Genomic DNA, 17749 nt, shown 5'->3' on the forward strand with positions numbered 1-17749 from the left:
GGCGGGTTATGCTAGACGATGTGAATATTGGATGGCTGCTGCAGCTCGAAACCGATTTGACCGGCGAATCCCTGAAGGATTTTCTCGAATTCGTTCGCCGACACTATAGCTTGAGTGGGATCGTTTACTTTTGCGCGTCATTCCCGGGATGCAGCCTTAGAGAACCGTTCACTGTGCGGACTCAAGGGGCAGCGTGGGCGGAAGCGTACAAGACTAAGGGTCGTGCATTGAACGACCAGACCATTCTAATTGGGGCTAGATCACTGCTCCCGACGGATTGGCGGCGCATTCGACGACGAAGCATGGACGGGAACTTCGGTTTGGGGGCAGCCAGGCGGCATGGGGAGATCCCCAGGGCCTGACGATCCCGATCCGCGGTCCAATAAATGGTGTTTGGGCGCTTCTGCTCGTCACATCAACGGAAACCGAAGTCGAGTGGGCAGCAAGATTGCCTGAGCGGATGAGGGATCTCGTTCACATCGCTTATTATGTGCATCAGCGCGCCTTTGAGCCGCACGCGCGAGAGAGTCCGGTCGATCTCGACGCAATTACTAAGCGCGAGAGCGAGGCTCTCGAATGGACCGCCGAAGGAAAAACCGTTGAGGACATCGCGATTTTGATGCGCATCTCACCTGAGACGGTTAAAGCGCATCTCGATTCTGCCCGCTATAAATTGGGTGCACTCACTCGCGTTCACGCTGTCGCCAAAGCGATTCGGGCGGGGCTGGTTCGCTGAATAATAGAAGCCCCATCCGTTGGCGCGATAACCGCCGCCGGTCACCGGGTCAGGCATCCCCGTCGGCAAACCGAGAGTGCGATCCATCTCAAAGTTCGGACAGCCGTGATGAATGGCACATTTGAGCGTGACCACACCGCGATCCAATCAATGAAACGATTTGACCGCGCGGCCTCCGGTCCCCCCGCATCTAAGACGGTCTCTTGGGCTCAACATAGTTAGCGAAGCCGGAAAACTACCGAAGGCCCGTCGTCATCCTGGCCCGAGCCGAAATTGCGACGGGCCCCATTGAACCCAGTCGGCAGTCCGTCGAGGCCAAAAAAATTAAATATCGACAAACAATAATTGTTAAGTTATAGCTATAAAAAATATTGGAGCTTGGGTTATCGAGCTACCTCTAACACGCCAGCTAGCGCTGGGGATTACCATGCCAAGCGTGTCGCCTCCGGAAAACCACGTCCCCACGAGGGCAAGGCTGCGGTTTATCTTCATAGTCTTTTCTTCGTTCTTTCTTTCGTTCAGCCTTTATTCTCGCCCGGCCCAGGCGACATGCACCGAGGCTGAAATCAAGGGTTACTGCAATAGCCGACCGAACTTCCGTGTCGCCGATGAGCCTCTTCGTACCACTCTTGTCACGAAGTGCGTGGGCGAACATCGCAGAAGATGCGGCTTGGATCCAATCAGCACTGGCATCGCTCTGCCGGTCAGCAGCGCCGAGGAGCTTGATCCCATCAGCACTGGCGCCGTTCCGCCGATTAGGAGCGCCGAGGAGCTTGATCCCATCAGCACCGGCGCCGTTCCGCCGATTAAGAGCGCCGAGGAGCTTGATCCCATCAGCACCGGCGCCGTTCCGCCGATTAAGAGCGCCGAGGAGCTTGATCCCACCAGCGCTGGCGCCGTTCCGCCGATTAAGAGCGCCGAGGAGCTTGATCCCACCAGCGCTGGCGCCGTTCCTCCGATTAAGAGCGCCGAGGAGCTTGATCCCATCAGCACCGGCGCTGTTCCGCCGATTAAGAGCGCCGAGAAGCCTCAGGCAACATTGGTACGTCTCAACAGCAGCGTTCCCGCCGCGACTGGCGAGAGCGCCCAAAGACGTCAGGTAACGTCCGCGCGCCGCAACAGCGGCATTACGGCCGCTGACGAACATCGTTTTGTTCCCGACGAAGTCTTATTCGAAGTCCGCCCTGACGTTTCGTTCCAAACGACCACCGACATCGCCAGGCGGGAGCGTCTGCAGCTGCTCGCTCCAAAGCCCCTCTCCCTGACGGGGAAGACGATGTACCGTTACCGGATCGTGGGCAAGCGTACCGTTGTCGACACCGTCGCCGCTCTCCAAGCTGATTCCCGGATCACCGCGGTTCAGCCAAACTACCTCTACACCCTCCAAAGTGAACGCGTAGGCGCCCTCGCCGAGGCCCAATATGTAATTCCGAAAATGCGGCTGACTGAGGCTCATGCCATTTCAAGCGGCGCGAAAACACTTGTTGCAGTGATTGATGCGGGCGTCGACCGAACCCATCCCGAGATTTCAAACGCCGTAGTAGCGGGTTTCGATGCTGTCGGCGCCAAGGAGGAACCGTCCGTCCATGGTACCGCGGTCGCCGGAATAATTGCTGCCCATGCCGAACTTGCCGGCGTTGCACCGCAGGCACGCATCCTCGCGTACCGAGCCTTCGGTGGCGCTGATGCGAAAGCTGGCACGCGCGGCACGACCTACGACGTTCTGGCTGGAATAGAATGGTCGGCGCTGCACGGAGCGCGTATCGTCAACATGAGTTTCGCAGGCCCGCGAGATCCTGCGTTGTCACGCGAACTCGCCGCCGGGGCGCGCCGTGGAATGATTTTCATAGCCGCGGTCGGCAACGAAGGCAGGTCGGCAAAGCCACTCTATCCAGCCGCCGACGAAAATGTCATTGCAGTAACTGCAACAGATCAAAGCGACAACATTTTCAAGGACTCTAATCATTGTCCTACCACCTGCATCGCCGCGCCTGGCGTCGAGGTGCTCGTAGCTGAGCCTGACGACGCCTACGGCTTTCTCACGGGTACTTCGCTGGCTGCCGCACATGTGACGGGTGTCGCTGCCCTTTTGGTCGATGTTAAACCCGACCTTACCTTCAACGGTATTCGCACCCTGCTCTTCAAGACGGCAAGACATCTGAACCCAAGCGCCGAAGATCAAGAGTCTGTAGCGGGTATTGTTGACGCCTATCAATCTCTTAAAGCGATTGCCGCGACTGTCGCTATCGAATCCGTTCCGACCGATGCAACTCAAGTGCTTGCAAAGTAGGGCGCCTATTATATTTGCGGCTAACCCTCTAGTCTCTCGCAGCGCCCATGCGTGTAAAATTGGATCATGCGGCGGAGCAATAATAAGACACAGAACGGTGGCGCTTTGTGGCTACGTGATGGAGCAACACCCAGCCACTTTGAGGCTGACCTTTCTGGATTTTCATTTGGAGGCGGGCCTGTCGTCTTTGTGTTCCAAGATAAGCTAGCCAGAAACCGTCTCAAAGTAGGGGCGCAATGGGTATCTGGTTGTAATGGTCTTGGGGAATGAGATGAGGTGGCGGACTCAGCTTGAGCGGACGGAGTCGGCGCTCAACACTACTGGAGCGGGGGCACCGAAGGGCGGTGCTCGCCCGCAAACGGAAATGTGCAGACGCAGAAAAACACGCTGACTGATTTTGCGAATGGGTGCACTGTCCAGATATGTGGCATGGTTCGCCCGCGCTTTGCGTCGGGACATCGATGCCGCGCGAAGTGCGATCACAGATCGTTCGAGCGCTGCCTAAAAAAGCTCTTGAGCAAGCAATGTACGCTCGGAAGGTCCAGAACCTCCAGACACGGCGTCGCCCCTGTAGCCCCCCAAAGACTACGCCACGTTCGATTTCCAACCACTTCCCCTACAGTGCCGATATCATCAGTCACAAAAAAAACGATACCCATGAACCTTTCTTCCTGGTCGCACGACTAACGAGTGTTGGGGCTCAAAAACATACGCCCAAACCAGGAGGAACGGATCAGATGTATAAAATCACTATGAATGCAACCGCGATTGGCGTGGCCACGGCTGCCGTTACATACGGGAGCGCAATATGAAAAAGCTGGCTTCGTCAGCACGCAGCTGTGTTCGCGCTGAGGAAAAGGTCACTGAACCTTTTAGAATAGAGGAGATTTTGGCTGGTGCCCAATGCACCGCGGAATATATTGCCGAACTAACAAAAGAACTTGCCACCCTCGCCAATGGAGTGGGTCTAACGAAGTTGGCACGTCTTCTTGCCAGTGCCCAGCTTGAAGCTGAGCTTTGGTTGCAACAAGGAGGGTAACGATCGGCGCATTTTTCTTCAGTTTCAAAACCGCGCGCGAAACTGGCGTGTCGCTCCGGCGAGGCTAGCGTCTCGCCGAGAGTTGGGGATCGTGCCATGCGTTCTCGCTTCCATTGCTCTCCGTCAGTCGCTTGATTTTCATCTTGTGGGTCGAGGTTAAAGTTACCGTTTCGACCAAAGTTGCGGACAATGAATTAAGTGGATATAAGGGTCTCCGACGAAGATCTCATCAAGCAAATCGCGACGGGTGACCGTCTCGCCCTTGACGCGCTCTATAGGCGTCATGGGGTGAGACTCTATCGTTTCCTTCTTCGACTCATCAACAATGAAACGATTGCTGAAGACATCGTCAGTGATGTTTTCTTCGACGTTTGGCAGCAGGCCGGACGATTTGAGGCGCGCTCATCAGCATCAACCTGGCTTTTTGCCATAGCGAGGTTCAAGGCTCTGTCGGCAAGGAGAGGGCGGCAGCATCTTGAACTCGGGTCCGACGAAGCCATGATCGAGGACCCCAGCGATGACCCCGAAAATCTCATGTTGAAAGCGGACAAGGGCAAGATCATCGGACGTTGCTTGAGCAAGCTTTCAGTGTTACATCGCGAAGTCATAGACCTTGTATATTACCATGGGAAGAGTATTGAGGAAGTCGGAAAAATCCTCAACATTCCCGAAAACACGGTCAAGACGCGAATGTTTCAGGCGCGAAAACGCCTGTCAGAACTTCTTGCGACAGCCGGGGTGGACAGAGGATGGCCATGACGGACGGAGATCAGGTGAGTCTCGAGCAACTTGAGACTCTGCTTCCCTGGTACGCGAGCGGAAAACTTGCCCCCGAGGATGTCCTTCAAATCGAGCAAGCTCTCGCGTCAGTGCCAGAATTGCGCAGACGCTTTGAGCTCATTCTTGAGGAGCGCGACGCGGCCGTAATCCTAAACGAAAGCCTCGGCGCGCCGTCGCTGCAGGCTATCGAAAAGCTGTTCGCGCGGCTCGATACCGCGACGACGAAAGCACCGATAAATGAACACAAGGCAGTTCAGAGTTGGCTGGCTGCAAGGTTTTCCGCGCAGCGGCCGCCCTGGCTCGTGTGGATGGGGATGGCTGCGGCCGTGGTCGCAATAGTCGAAGCTGGCTTGCTTGCGATAATGTTTTTGGGAGTTGCAGAAAAAGGAACTACGTATTGGACAGTCTCTGTCGCGAAGAAAACTACCGAACAAGATAGCGCATTTCTCCTCATTGCCTTTATGCCGGATGCGACGGCGGCGCAGATCCGACATTTCTTAGAAACCCACAACGCGTCGATCGTCGAAGGGCCGATAGCTGGCGATATCTTCCGTATCCGGGTTGGAGATAAGGCTCTTGCACCGAAAGAGCTCGGCGCCATCATAGCGTTCTTGCGAAATGAAGGCACCATCGTGCGGTTTGTCGCGCCAACGACGTGAGCGGGCAGACGGAGCCGTCGGTGTTGGGATCTTTATAGCGTCCGCATCACCTTTTCTGCTGGACGGGCGGACGAAGCGGCAACAGTCGAGCGCGTAGGAATTTGGTGCTTGTGTAACCGTCGATCGCGTTGAACCGCCCCGGGTTCGCCGGAGGCCCCAACTCTTGAGAGGATGGGGTCATGGAAACGAAGAAGCAGACGTCGAACAAATTTTCACCTGAAGTCCTGGTCGGGCAGTTCGGTGGCGCAGGAGCACCGGGGCGTTCACGGCTCGTCATGACGCGCGCTGATTTCGAAGCTCCCAAATGGCACATTCAAGAAAATAAACCGCCATCTCGGATTCGGTGCGCACGGCAAGATCCAGCGCCTCCCCGCATCTTGCTATCGCCTCTGCTCGCAAAAACTCGCCAACCTTGTCCGCTGGGCGATCGCTCTTAAACAAAGGAGAAGATAGCTTTCTATTCCGTCTGAGCCAGGGGAATGTGAATCGCATGACCGAATACCCTGTCTTTCTGTATTTTGGGGAGTGGCATGAAATGTCGAAGCGACACATCGCGCCCTTGCTGTTGCCAAACAAGTTGGTTGGGGATGAGATCAAGGAACGAATGGAATGGAAGAAGTTTAGAAGTTTCGGTGCAAACGGGCAAGGGGAGCATATTTGCCGGTGTGAGAGCGACACAAGGAAGGCTTACCAACATGCTAAGCGCCGCTGATCTGTTCAACGGACGCCATTCAGGCCGGGAGATCACCATCCTCTGCGTGCGCCGGTATCTCCGGTTCAAGCTCGACGGCACGATACAGATATTTGCAGTAGCCTTTGACTTTCAGATGCGTCTCATCCGGTCCGACCTCCACCGCTTTGTCGTTTTGCCAAAGCGATGGATCGTCGAGCGGACCTTCGCATGGAGCAGCCACAATCGCCGTCTTATGAGACCTGTGCGCGGGTTGCGTTTTTCGTTGAATAAGGTCGGGGTTTTCGCTTTTGGTAATCTGCGGGAGCGCTCTGTTCGATTGCGCTGATCGCTCATTCGGCCTTTGTTCCGGCGGAAATCACGCCGCCGCCGCGGTGATGATGCTCAAGGTTCGTTTCAGGTTGTAGGCGATGGCTGTCAGACGGACCTGAATGGACGCCTTGGCGAGGCCGCGCCATCGCATGCGACGAAGGCCATAACAGCACTTCCATGTGCCGAAGATCTTTTCGATCCGACCACGCACCCGATGGATCGGCTGGTTCCAGGCATCGAGCCGCGCCAATGTTTCCTGCTCGTCGCGTCCCCACATAGCGGTCACGATGATGCGCGGCGTGCCGCCTTTCGCATGGATTGCATCGCGAAAATGCTGTCCCCGATAGGCGCTGTCGGCGAAGACCTCGCCCGGATTGTCGGGCAGCGCCGCCGGACCCGCCTTGCCGTCGTTGATATTGGCTGGCGTGATCGCGACTTCCTCAACCAGCGCGGGTGTCGGCGTCGGCGCCGACATGCGCCTTGAAACCGTGAACGGCGGGCTTGTCCTTGTGCTTGACCCAATGGCCTTCGTCGTCCTCCTTGCTCGCCGAAACAATGATCGTCGCGTCGACAAGAGTGCCGGTCTTCACCTTGATCGCCTTGGCTTTGAGTTGGCCGGTGATCTCTTCGAACAGCGACTTGTCCAACGCGCAAACTGTCAAAGCCTTGCGAAAGCGCACGAACGCGGTGCGTTCAGGCGTCGCCTCGTTGCCGGAGAACCCACAGAACCGACGGAATGATGTGCGATCGTCGAGCGCTTCGGCGAGTTTAACGTCGGAAAGATCATACCAGACCGACAGGAGCAGCGCCTTGAACAAGGCCAGCGGCGGCCAAGCCGGCTCCCCCTTTGCTGACGACGAGATATCGACGAGGGAAGCCTCGACATGAGTCCAGTCGATCAGCGTCGCCAGCTCATCCAATGAAGACTGCCATCCCCGGCGATCCCCGAAACCAAATAATTCCTGACCGATCCGTCTTTCCTGACTCCATTCTTCTTGGATCAGCTCTCACAGTTCGAGCAAACTCGCCCAAACCACAGCTCCGCAGCATCGCGGGGCGGTTGCATTCGAGCAAATCGACAAGCAGGACGAGTCGGCATCCGGACCGAAAACAATGTCGTACGGGTACCGACGTCGGACTGTTTGCGATCTCTGCGCCTTTCGAGAAGGACTTTAGTCACGACCGGTTATTGTGCCTGTTGATGCGTGTGGCGCGGTGCTCCATATTTTGAAATCGTTGAGGATCATCGATGAAACTCCCACGCTGTTCATCGTTGCGGCATTCCAAATGATAGTATTGAGCGCGCCGGTGCTCGCCGAATAATTAGTCGAGCAGTTCGTGCATCCATTGCCTTGCAGTATCGTCCCAGCAATTGGGTTTACGCCATTGTCCGTGTAGGAGGCGTTGCCATTCTGATAGGAGGTATAGTTCCAATATGCTTCATCGATCGCATATTGCGGGGTGCCCGGACGGGCGGTGAGATTGTTGTTGCGTATTTCGACGCCATCCGTGCTAGTCCCCCAAAAGCTGGTCGGCGCGATGAGAGCATGATCCACATTGATGTAAGAGCCATAAAGGCCCTTTGTATTCGTCAACGTGTTCCCGATGATCTCTATATTTCTCACGCGATCAAACTTGTATATTGTTCCGCTTGCTATTGCGATTGAACGTTGGTCGGGCCGCACCCAAATTCCCCCGTTGTCGATCAGACTATTCCCGATGACGGAGACATTAAGGAAACTGCCTTCATACAATAAGATCCCGCGAGGATTGCCTGTCATCGTATTATAGCGAATAAGGGTGTTTTGAAACGATGGCACGTCGATCGCAAAATGGTCTCCGGGTGACGGGACGACGTCCCACGGCTGATCGATAGTGAATGTGTTGTTGCTTCGTGAAACAATGTTACGGATTTGTCCTGCGCCGGCTCCGGTCACGATGCTCACAATGGAATTGGGATAATAATTCCAGGAGCAAGCGGAACAACTAGAATTGCCAGAGATTGTTAGCGCAGTTGCGGCAGTCGCGAGGCCTGTGTCGCCCCTTCGATAGGGTCCGCCGCCTTCGCTCAAAATTGTCTCTCCATCGTTCCAATTATATTTCAGAGGGTAGCCTGAGGTGTCGAAGGTATTGCTGTGAATAACGATATTCTTGCCGAAATTTATGCTGAGCTGACGGCCTTCGCCTCGCTGAATAACGTCGCCGACGGCGATTGCCTTGTTGATATAGGGCCAACTGGCCTGTTGCGCTGTAGCCATAATCTGATCGGCGTTCCGCGTGAAATGATTCCCCTCGATCACGCCGTTGGTCAAGTCATTGATCAAAACCTGTCCGGAAAACCAGGATATTGTATTATTCTTGAACAATAGGTTGCTGACTGGACTGATATAGAGCGGTCCAAGTCCGGAGTTGCCGTTCGGTTGCAGATTTTGACTGTTGCTCGCCTGGGTGAAGGTCGAATTCTCAATGACGATTTTGTTGCCTAACAGAAAAATTGACCTGCCGGCGCCCAGATTCCAATTGACCCGCTGCAGGAATATTCTTCCTCCGTTATCGCCATATGGGAGGGCGTTGGTGACATATTGACTTTTCGTATCGACATTTTGAAGGGAGAGATCGGCGATTCCGGACAATTGGCTGTCGGTCGCCCACACGATCCCGGTGTATTTATATGAGGAACCCTGCGGACTGGTAGGACCAAAGGTGATCTTTGTGTCGGCGTTGCTGTGCCCTTGAAGAACCACGCCGGACCTGAGCGCAAGATAGCCATTGTTTGGGGAGGCGAGCCGATAAGTTCCGGCGGGAAGATAGACGACGCCGCCGCCATGGCTGTTGGCGAGGTCGATGGCCTGTTGGATGGCGGCCGTTGCATCGGTGACCCCGTCGCCTTTGGCGTGGACGGTCAAAGCCGGGTCGGTCGTGACGTCATACACATGATGATCATTTTCGTTTGTGCCCTTGACCCCGGCCTGGTAGGTTGGGCCGTTCTGATAGATGAAATCCAGGGCCCAAGGCACGCCGAGCCCGTAATGATCGACGCCGCTCGCCCGTGCGAGGATCGTTTGGTCCGCTGTCGCTGTTCCATAGCCGTTTGACACAATCACCTGATAAGTCCGCCCGGCGACGACGCCGCTTGGCGCTATGACGGCGAGACGATAGGCGTCGTAGTTTCCGTTGGTGTTGAATGTTGCGCCGAGCGAACCGCCGGTTTGAGTGTCTACGAATGTTATTTTTGGAGCGACGCCATTGACATAGAGGTTTCGGCCGAAGATGCGAAAGCTCCCGCCGGGAGCAATTTCCGGCGTGTCGAACTGCATCGCGCGCGGCGCGTTGATGAAGACATGCGCGCTCTGCGTGACGCCGTCCGAGACCCAGATTTCATACTGATCGAAAGAGGCGGTTTTTGGCACCCGGAATTGAACGATCGCGTTCGCGCCCTGGACCGGGGTTAAGACGGCGGCCGATGCTTGCCGGCTGGGCTTGAAGTAAAGCTGCGGCGACGCCCCAAATCCGCTTCCCTCGATGCTTACAATATCGCCGGGATTGGCTGTGAAAGGCTGGTTGAAAATGATTGGTTTAGCTAAAGATGCTTCACTAAATAGAATACTAAATAGAGCGGCTTGGCCAACCGGGCCGATCCTTTTCAGTATTCGATGGTAGGGCGGCATCGTAAATTCGTACGGCCGACGATCTATGGCGCTCATCCACAACTCCTATACATTACGAGCATTTGACTAAATAGCTCGCTTACACACACAAGTTACGGCTCGTGACAGGCAAGACGTTGACGTTAATGGAAGCACCCACAACTGTATGTTTCCTTATTATCATCAATAGTATTGAAGGCTTTTATTTCGTAAATATATCTTGTTTGTCGGTGAGCGACGCTGCTGATGTTGTCAGCGTAACTCGATCAGCCGAAACGCTACTCAAGGTGCGCCCGATGGAGGACAGTTCGTGCTTAACTAGGGTCCAGACTCATAACCAATAGCTGACGGTTGCGGCGATGCAGACTGCGGCAAGAAAGTTCGCGGCGTTTCGATCGTAGCGGGTCGCCACCCTCCTAAAGTCTTTGAGACGACAAAACATGCGCTCGATGGCGTTGCGGTTGCGATAGAGGAACGGCGAGAAGCAGTTCTTCCATTTGCGATTGGCCTTTGGCGGAATGTTCGGCATCGCGCTGCGTTCCTCGACCTGCCGGCGGATGGCGTCGCTGTCGTAACCCTTATCGCCGTGCAGGATTTCGCAGGCGGGCAGCCGGGCGAGCAGTTCCGCGCCCGCCGTACAGTCGGCGACCTGGCCGCCGGTCAGCATGAAAGACAGCGGGCGGCAGGCCGCATCGGTCAAGGCGTGGATTTTTGTTGTGCGTCCGCCGCGAGAGCGGCCGATGGCCTGATTTTTCTCCCCCCTTTGCCGCCGCTGGCCGATCGATGCGCCTTCACCGCCGAGGAGTCGATGAGAACCTGCACAGGTGGCCCGCCTGCTTGCGCAAGCGCGTGGAACAGATCGACCCAGACGCCTTTGGCTGCCCAGCGGACATAGCGATTGTAGAGCGTCTTTTTCGGCCCGTAATCCGGCGGCGCATCGATCCAGCGTCCGCCAGATTTCAAAACATGAATGATCCCGCTGATGACCCGGCGGTCGTCGACGCGCGCCTTGCCGCGGGTATCGATTGGTAGATGCGGCGCAATCTTCGAAAACTGCGCGTCCGTCAGCCAAAACTGGTCGAGAATCATCGGCTTTCCTTTCGGAAACCGTGAATCACGCCACGCGCCTCATGCCAACCAATTTATGGGTCCGGACCCTAAATCATTGGGTGAATAAATAAGCGCGCCGCAGATGTTCAGCCGGGCTTAAGAAAAAGTCGGTCCCAATTCCAAAAGTGCTGCCATTCCGCTAGGCGGTCTTTGATATGTGGCGCCTTTGGATCGACCCTCGCCCAAACTCTTCAAGATCGGAGCATTGCGTCCTTTGCCATAGAGGTGCGGCAATCGCGGCGGCAAGGGACGGACTTGATTGCCCATTCCGTTGGGCGACCTTGGACTTCCTCGGCAAAGAACTCGAGCCTTCGGTTAGTCTGGAAAGCGGCAAAAACTCTGGGGTTCAGGCGGCGGCTCTGGTGCAAACGGGCAAGGGAGGCATATTTGCCGATAGGGGAGCGGCCCGAGGAAGGCTGATCGGCATGCTGAGCGTAGATGATTTGTTCAAAGGCCGCCATTTCGACCGGGGGATCATCATCCTCTGCGTGCGGTGGTATCTGAGGTTCAAGCTTAGAGCCGATCCAAGAACTTGTTGAGTCGGATGAATCATTTGTGATTCCCTTGCGTTGGCTGATTCGCAGGGGGCGCAATGTGGAAACCTGAACATCGTGTGGCCGGCGAACGTCGCGGCCTTCGCTATCCGAGCGATATGAACGATTCCGAATGGACGCTCATCGCGGCTCTGATCCCGCCGGCTCGGCGGGGCGGACGGCCCCGCGACGTGAACCTGCGCGAGGTCTTGAACGCGATCTTTTATGTGCTTGCGACAGGCTGCCAATGGCAAGCCTTGCCGAAGGACCTCCCGCCGAAGAGCACGGCGCATCACTACTTCATGCTGTGGGACTGGGACGGCACGTTGGAGCGCATTCACGAGGCGCTCTATGTCGCGGTTCGCGAGGCCGCCGGACGCGAAGCAAGCCCAACCGCCGCGATCATCGACAGCCAGACCGCCAAGGCGGCTCAAAAAGGGGCTCCGCGCTCGACCCGCAGGGCTATGACGCGGGCAAGAAGGACACGGGGCGCAAGCGCCACATCCTCGTCGACACGCTCGGTCTGCTCCTCGGCGTGAGCGTTCTGCCGGCCAACATTCAGGACCGCGACGGCGCAAGCGATCTGTTGCGTGAGGCGCGGCGGCGTTTTCCATTCGTCGAGCGGATCTTCGCCGATGCAGGATATCAGGGGCCGAAAATGGCCAAAGTCGCAGCCGGCGGCGGACGTTGGAAGATCGAGATCGTCAAACGTTCTGATCCCCACCGCTTCGTCGTCTTACCGAAGCGATGGGTCGTCGAACGGAGCCTTGCCTGGATCAGCCGAAACCGCCGCCTGATGCGGGACTTCGAATGCTACGCCGCAACCGTCGCGGCCTTCGTCCGCCTCGCTATGATCCGCCTCATGCTCAAACGCTTGACCAAGCCAAGCCCTTGCTCATGAATCCATTCTTCTTGGATCGGCTCTTAGCTTTCGGGATCTCGTGGAAATGATGGCCGAACGCGGATTATCTCTGGCCCATACGACAATCATGCGCTGGATCCAACGCTATGTTCCAGAATTTGAAAAGCGGTGGAACCGCTTCGCTCGCCAAGCCGGCGGATCCTGGCGCGTCGATGAGACCTACGTCAAGATCAAGGGTCGTTGGACCTATCTCTATCGCGCCGTCGATAAGGCGGGAAAGACCGTCGATTTCCTGCTCCGCGCCAGGCGAGATGTCGCTGCCGCCAAAGCGTTTTTCCGTCGGGCGTTCAAGACCCAAGGTCGGTTACCGCAGAAGATCACGCTCGACGGCTATCAGGCTTCGCACCGAGCGGCGCGGGAATTCCTGAACGAACATCAGCGTGGAACGCGAACCAAAATCAGGTCGTCGAAATATCTCAACAATCTGATAGAGCAAGACCATCGATCGATCAAACTTCGATTGGGTCCAATGCTTGGATTGAAGCGCTTTCGGAGCGCATCAATTACCATCGCCGGCATTGAACTGATGCATCGGATCCGGAAAAGCCAATTCAAACTCGGCGAGCTTCGCGCGAATGGAAAAACCGCACCCCAAATCTGGAACGCAGTTCTCGCAGCATGAGCCGCACTATGTTCCGGGCCCTTCGCTGCGTTGATCGCTTGAATTTGCACCACAGCCTTTATGCGCATCCTCGTCGATGGCGACACCAGAGAGATCCTCGGCGCGTCGTTGCTCGGTACAGGATGCGACGAGGCTGTCCACGCGATCCTCGATTTGATGTATGCTAAAGCGTCGTACACGGTTATGCAGCGCGCGATGCACATTCATCCGACGGTCAGCGAGCTGCTACCGACTATCTTAGGTGACCTCAAATCGGTAGGTTGAGCCGCGGCTGGCCTCGACAAAAAAACGAAGGCGCTTCCCTTAGCTTCAACCGATCTCGGCCAATGGTGGTTACAATGCCCGGCAGGCGGAAGCTGCGGCGGCAAGGGCGCCGGCGCTGAGCGTGGAGATCGTCAAGCAGAGCCACGACACGAAGGGCTTCGTCGTCCTGCCGCGGCGCCGGGTAGGCCGTCGTGTTGCGCGGCGGCTTAACATCGATGGTGACAGGCAAGGGGATTTGGTGAGGGATGGCGGTGAGCGTCGGGCGGCTTTGTATACCAAATCGACTCCCCTCGGCATTGGCAGGCCCCGCTCGGTTGAAGGGATTTCAGCCATGGGCAATTCGGAGAGAATTTCACCGTCGATGGGGTGCCGGATGGCCAAGTGCGCATCAGGGATCGCTATAGCATCGGGAGTGCCGTCTTTGAAGTTGACGCAGCGTCAGCGAGGGAGGATCGAAATGGAAGACCGACAAATTCGAACGGCTTTGGATCGCCACTGGGCCGCCTCCGATGCGAACGACTTCGAGGCGGAGCACCAGATTTACCGTGAGGACGCGGTGCTCGAATATCCTCAATCGGGCGAGCGCATCCGCGGGCGACGGAAGATTCAGTCATCTCGCGCCGCGCAACCGAACCGGAAGCGCTTCACAGTGCGGCGGATTATCGGCGCTGGCGACCTCTGGGTCACCGAATATGTCCTAACCTATGATGGGCGGCCGTCTTACACCGTGAGCATCATGGAGTTCCTTGATGGGGAGGTGGCCCGCGAGACTCAGTATTTCGGCGATCCGTTCGAGCCGGGGCCTTCGCGCGCGCAATGGGTCGAGCGGATGCCCTGAAACCTGGCCGGCGTAAGGATGGCCGTCCGCCGCTTGCTCGCTCGCTTGGAGCTGCCGACTGATACGGTCTCTCTCGCCCGCTATCTCATTGGCAAGCTATTGGTGCGGGAGTTGCCAGAAGGCGTCGCCAGCGGTCGTATTGTTGAGACCGAGGCGTATGTCGTCGGCGACGCCGCCGGGCATGCCTACCGGGGGATGACCCGGCGTAATCGTTCTCTGTTTCTCGAGCGTGGGCGCGCCTATATTTATCTCGCCTACGGCAGCTCATACATGCTGAATATCTCGAGCGAGACGCCAGGGATCGGAGCCGGCGTCCTGATCAGGGCGCTCGAGCCGCTCGAAGGCATCCCGATCATGCAGCTAAATCGCGGCGTCGAGCGCTTGCGCGACTTGGCGCGAGGCCCAGGAAGGCTCGCCCAGGCGTTGCGGGTTGATCGTTCGCTTGATGGGCTCGATCTTTGCCAAGAAGGCTCTCTATGGCTCGGACGCGGCGACCACGAGCCAGGCGAAATCGGGCAGAGCATTAGGATCGGCATTTCGCGGGATGCGGACCGCCCCCTGCGATTTTATCTTCGGGACAGTCCGTTCGTCAGCGGTCCAAGATCGTTCACCGAATAAGCAGCCGTATCACCGTCGCTCTCGAATTGATATGCGGCGATTGGGGCAGAGTGAAGTTGAGTTGACCGTATGCCGTGTCGACAAAACCATCCACGTATTCTTTTGGGAATTTGCCAAGTGTCCTACTTCCTTAGCTTATAACGAGCGACTGAACGGTATATTCCGTGTCTTGAAAGGCAGGCATTTTCTAGCAAAACGAATGTTGGGAAGGGACTATAGGTAGCGTCAGGTTCGTCGTCGCCCCTCGACCCCTTGCTCGAAATTGCGGCATTCCTTGCACTGACCTCTTTTGCAATTGCAATTTTGAAGCGACGAACGTGGCATTTTGCTAGTTTTTTAAAAGTGTTCGACTTCAGAGCTTGATACGGATAGTTCGGGTAGATAGTCGACTCTGCTAACCAAAACATGATAGACCGCGACGCTCCTGATGCATACTCACGCTCTTGTAGTCAAGTCATCGCGACAAACTCTGACTGACGATTCCAGTTTTGAGATCAATGCGGTAACCCGCCCGGCAGCAAAGGTGTTGGCGAGATCGGCATCGTCGGCGTTCCGGCGGCGGTCGCCAACGCGGTCTACCACGCGACCGGAAAGCGAGTGCACGATTTGCCGATTACGCTCGATTGCTCTTAGCGTAGCGCGTGGTCTTTGCATTTGAGCGGTTCGGCGATAGAATCCAAAGTTCGATGCGCGATCAGGCTTCTGACTGGAGGATCGGAGATGCTAAGGCATACAAGAACGGCGATCTTGTCGTTTCTAGTCGCCGCTTCGCTTCACCTTGACGGCACGCTGATTGCCACCGCTGACTCGAGGCTGCCGGACGCGACGGGGGCTGGCTTCGCCGACAAGCTTTATCGGCTGGATTGCGGTCACTCCCTTGCAAACGACGAGTCGGTCTGGACCCCCGGCGAAAATGTTGGACGAAGCATCGAATTCTCGTCGACTTGTTGGCTGATCCAGCGAGGAAGCGAATGGTTGCTCTGGGATACGGGTGTTCCCGACTCCGCGTTAAACGACCCCAAAGGCTGGTCAACCCTGCCTGAATTGATCGTCTACCATCTTGACAAGACGCTAACTGATCAACTCGCTGCAATCGCACTTAAGACAAGCGACATCACTTATGTTGCGCTATCCCATACTCACGGAGACCACATTGGCAATGTGCGCTTATTCCCAAATGCAACAGTTCTGATGCAGCGAGCGGAGTATGCGTGGATCAGTTCTCCCGATGGCCCGAACGACAACGTGAATCAATTGAAGGCTCTGGCGCGTAAGCTTTTGGATACTCCAAGACATCTTAAACTGCTCGAGGGTGATACAGACGTATTTGGCGACGGTAGCGTTACCTTGGTTTCCACACCGGGACACACTCCCGGCAGTCAATCGTTGCTAATCCATCTGAAGATATCAGGCTTCATCATTCTGTCCGGTGACGTGGTTCATTTGGAAGAGAGTTTCGAAAAAAATACAGTGCCTTCTTTGAACACGGATAAGGCCGCGTCGATCGCCTCCATGGATAAGATTAGGCAGATGATCGCAACATACAAGGCGAAACTGTTTATCAATCATGACAAGGCGCAATCTGAAACGCTAAAGTTGCTCCCGGCATTCTACGATTGATGTGTTCGTCAGTGCCTTCGAGCTCCTGCACAAATATCAGCGCTTTCTCGGTAGTCGACACTGTCCAATGGACAATTCGCCGCCGGCGTTCCTTCCCGGCAACACCGCTTCGCGGAGCCCCGCTATCCCACCGGCGGAGTTCGCCTTCGTTTAATTCAACAGGCCAAGCTAGGAGTCCACTTCGAACCGTCCGTTTCGTTCGACCAATAGATGGCCGATAAGATGAACGACGTCGATCCGGAAGACTGGCTCGCGGACGTCGTCTCTCGTATCGGCATTGTCACATTAACCCCGCCTGGCATGCGGGCGGGAAACAGTCCAGTATGTTCGAATGAAAGCTTCTCCCGATCCGCATTACCGTCACCGCTTCCCGGCCGAGATCATCAGCCGTGCCGTCTGGCTCTATCATGCCTTCAGCCTGAGCTTCCGTGACGTCGAGCTAATCCTGGCGGAACGAGGCGCCATCGTTTCCTATGAAACGATCCGTCGCTGGTGCTTGAAGTTCGGCCAAAGCTTTGCCCAAAACCTTCGCCACCGCCGTCCCCGCCCGGGCGATAAGTGGCATTTGGACGAGGTTTTCATCCGCATCAACGGCGAGCTTCATTATCTCTGGCGCGCCGTGGACCAAGATGGCGTCGTACTCGATATTTTGGTTCAGAACCGACGGGATGGTAAGGCCGCCAAGCGCTTTTTCAAGCGCTTGTTGAAAGGCTTGCGTTATGAGCCGCGTGTGATCGTGACCGACAAGCTCAAGAGTTATGGCGTTGCAAGGCGGGCCCTGTTGGCGAATGTCGAACACCGCCAAAGCCGATATCTAAACAATCGGGCCGAGAATTCGCACCTGCCTACCCGACGGCGGGAGCGGCAAATGCAGCGGTTCAAATCACCGGGCCAGGCGCAGCGGTTTCTATCCGCACATGCTTTCATCCACGAACATTTTCATCCTCGCCGCCATCACATGCCCGCAGCCCAATACCGCAGAACTCGCTCCAAGGCTTTCAAGGTTTGGGCGCGGGAAACGTGTGGCCAAAACGCGCCGTGATATCGAGTCGACATCCCCATAAATCC

14 protein-coding genes and 5 pseudogenes are annotated in these 17749 nt (G+C 56.3%); 15 read left to right on the forward strand and 4 right to left on the reverse strand.

From position 1 onward, the window contains the following. Positions 1-277 precede the first annotated feature (277 nt). The 6 genes and pseudogenes from RZS28_RS19420 to RZS28_RS19445 all read left to right on the forward strand — a co-directional run. Complete coding sequence (locus RZS28_RS19420; protein ID WP_318655058.1) at positions 278-736, forward strand: LuxR C-terminal-related transcriptional regulator; 459 nt, start codon at positions 278-280, stop codon at positions 734-736. 427 nt (positions 737-1163) lie between these two features. Then, entirely contained in the window at positions 1164-3026 is a 1863-nt protein-coding gene (locus RZS28_RS19425; RefSeq protein WP_318655059.1) for a S8 family serine peptidase, read from the forward strand. A gap of 808 nt (positions 3027-3834) precedes the next feature. Beyond that, complete coding sequence (locus tag RZS28_RS19430; RefSeq protein ID WP_318655060.1) at positions 3835-4065, forward strand: hypothetical protein; 231 nt, start codon at positions 3835-3837, stop codon at positions 4063-4065. A 198-nt stretch (positions 4066-4263) separates the two neighbouring features. Further along, complete coding sequence (locus tag RZS28_RS19435; protein WP_318655061.1) at positions 4264-4824, forward strand: sigma-70 family RNA polymerase sigma factor; 561 nt, start codon at positions 4264-4266, stop codon at positions 4822-4824. Then, positions 4821-5504: a hypothetical protein gene (locus RZS28_RS19440; RefSeq protein WP_407341188.1), complete on the forward strand. Its 684-nt coding sequence runs from the start codon at positions 4821-4823 to the stop codon at positions 5502-5504. Before RZS28_RS19435 ends, RZS28_RS19440 begins: the two co-directional genes overlap by 4 nt. Before the next feature lie 839 nt (positions 5505-6343). Further along, a pseudogene (locus RZS28_RS19445) lies at positions 6344-6436 on the forward strand (IS5/IS1182 family transposase); the annotation flags it as partial. A 117-nt stretch (positions 6437-6553) separates the two neighbouring features. Here the strand turns inward: RZS28_RS19445 and RZS28_RS19450 are convergent. The 4 genes from RZS28_RS19450 to RZS28_RS19465 form a co-directional block, all read right to left on the reverse strand. Then, the gene (locus tag RZS28_RS19450) at positions 6554-6982 is read right to left on the reverse strand and encodes a transposase (protein ID WP_318655063.1); all 429 of its coding nucleotides are present in this window, start codon (positions 6980-6982) and stop codon (positions 6554-6556) included. Continuing rightward, positions 6948-7427, reverse strand: coding sequence for a transposase (locus RZS28_RS19455; protein ID WP_318655064.1), 480 nt, complete (start codon positions 7425-7427; stop codon positions 6948-6950). The genes RZS28_RS19450 and RZS28_RS19455 overlap by 35 nt, the downstream gene beginning before the upstream one ends. A 252-nt stretch (positions 7428-7679) precedes the next feature. Beyond that, on the reverse strand, positions 7680-10211 hold the full coding sequence (locus RZS28_RS19460; protein ID WP_318655065.1) for a glycosyl hydrolase family 28-related protein: 2532 nt from the start codon (positions 10209-10211) through the stop codon (positions 7680-7682). 274 nt (positions 10212-10485) lie between these two features. Then, positions 10486-11243, reverse strand: a protein-coding gene (locus RZS28_RS19465; RefSeq protein WP_407341183.1) for an IS5 family transposase whose coding sequence is annotated in 2 segments (ribosomal slippage) — positions 10486-10908 and positions 10911-11243 — 756 coding nt in all. Because the reading frame shifts where the segments join, the coding sequence is not laid out codon by codon here. Between the two features lie 446 nt (positions 11244-11689). On the opposite strand from RZS28_RS19465, the pseudogene RZS28_RS19470 reads away from it, so the two are divergent. The 9 genes and pseudogenes from RZS28_RS19470 to RZS28_RS19510 all read left to right on the forward strand — a co-directional run. Further along, positions 11690-11779: pseudogene (locus RZS28_RS19470) on the forward strand (IS6 family transposase); the annotation flags it as partial. A 77-nt stretch (positions 11780-11856) separates the two neighbouring features. Continuing rightward, a protein-coding gene (locus RZS28_RS19475) for an IS5 family transposase (protein WP_318655066.1) occupies positions 11857-12698 on the forward strand; the annotation gives its coding sequence in 2 pieces (ribosomal slippage) (positions 11857-12235 and positions 12235-12698; 843 coding nt in all). Positions 12699-12720: 22 nt separating this feature from the next. Continuing rightward, positions 12721-13341, forward strand: a pseudogene (locus tag RZS28_RS19480) (IS6 family transposase); the annotation flags it as partial. A 48-nt stretch (positions 13342-13389) separates the two neighbouring features. Then, positions 13390-13605 (forward strand): annotated as a pseudogene (locus RZS28_RS19485) (pyruvate/2-oxoglutarate dehydrogenase complex dihydrolipoamide dehydrogenase); the annotation flags it as partial. 127 nt (positions 13606-13732) lie between these two features. Continuing rightward, positions 13733-14034 (forward strand): annotated as a pseudogene (locus tag RZS28_RS19490) (MOSC domain-containing protein); the annotation flags it as partial. 28 nt (positions 14035-14062) lie between these two features. Continuing rightward, positions 14063-14443, forward strand: a complete 381-nt coding sequence (locus RZS28_RS19495) for a nuclear transport factor 2 family protein (protein WP_318655067.1) — start codon at positions 14063-14065, stop codon at positions 14441-14443. Positions 14444-14461: 18 nt separating this feature from the next. After that, complete coding sequence (locus RZS28_RS19500) at positions 14462-15061, forward strand: DNA-3-methyladenine glycosylase (RefSeq protein ID WP_318655068.1); 600 nt, start codon at positions 14462-14464, stop codon at positions 15059-15061. Between the two features lie 747 nt (positions 15062-15808). Beyond that, complete coding sequence (locus tag RZS28_RS19505; RefSeq protein WP_407341189.1) at positions 15809-16681, forward strand: N-acyl homoserine lactonase family protein; 873 nt, start codon at positions 15809-15811, stop codon at positions 16679-16681. A gap of 331 nt (positions 16682-17012) precedes the next feature. Beyond that, complete coding sequence (locus RZS28_RS19510; protein WP_318655070.1) at positions 17013-17723, forward strand: IS6 family transposase; 711 nt, start codon at positions 17013-17015, stop codon at positions 17721-17723. The last annotated feature ends 26 nt before the right edge of the window (positions 17724-17749 follow it).

Source organism: Methylocapsa polymorpha (genome assembly GCF_045689225.1).
GTDB lineage: Bacteria > Pseudomonadota > Alphaproteobacteria > Rhizobiales > Beijerinckiaceae > Methylocapsa > Methylocapsa polymorpha.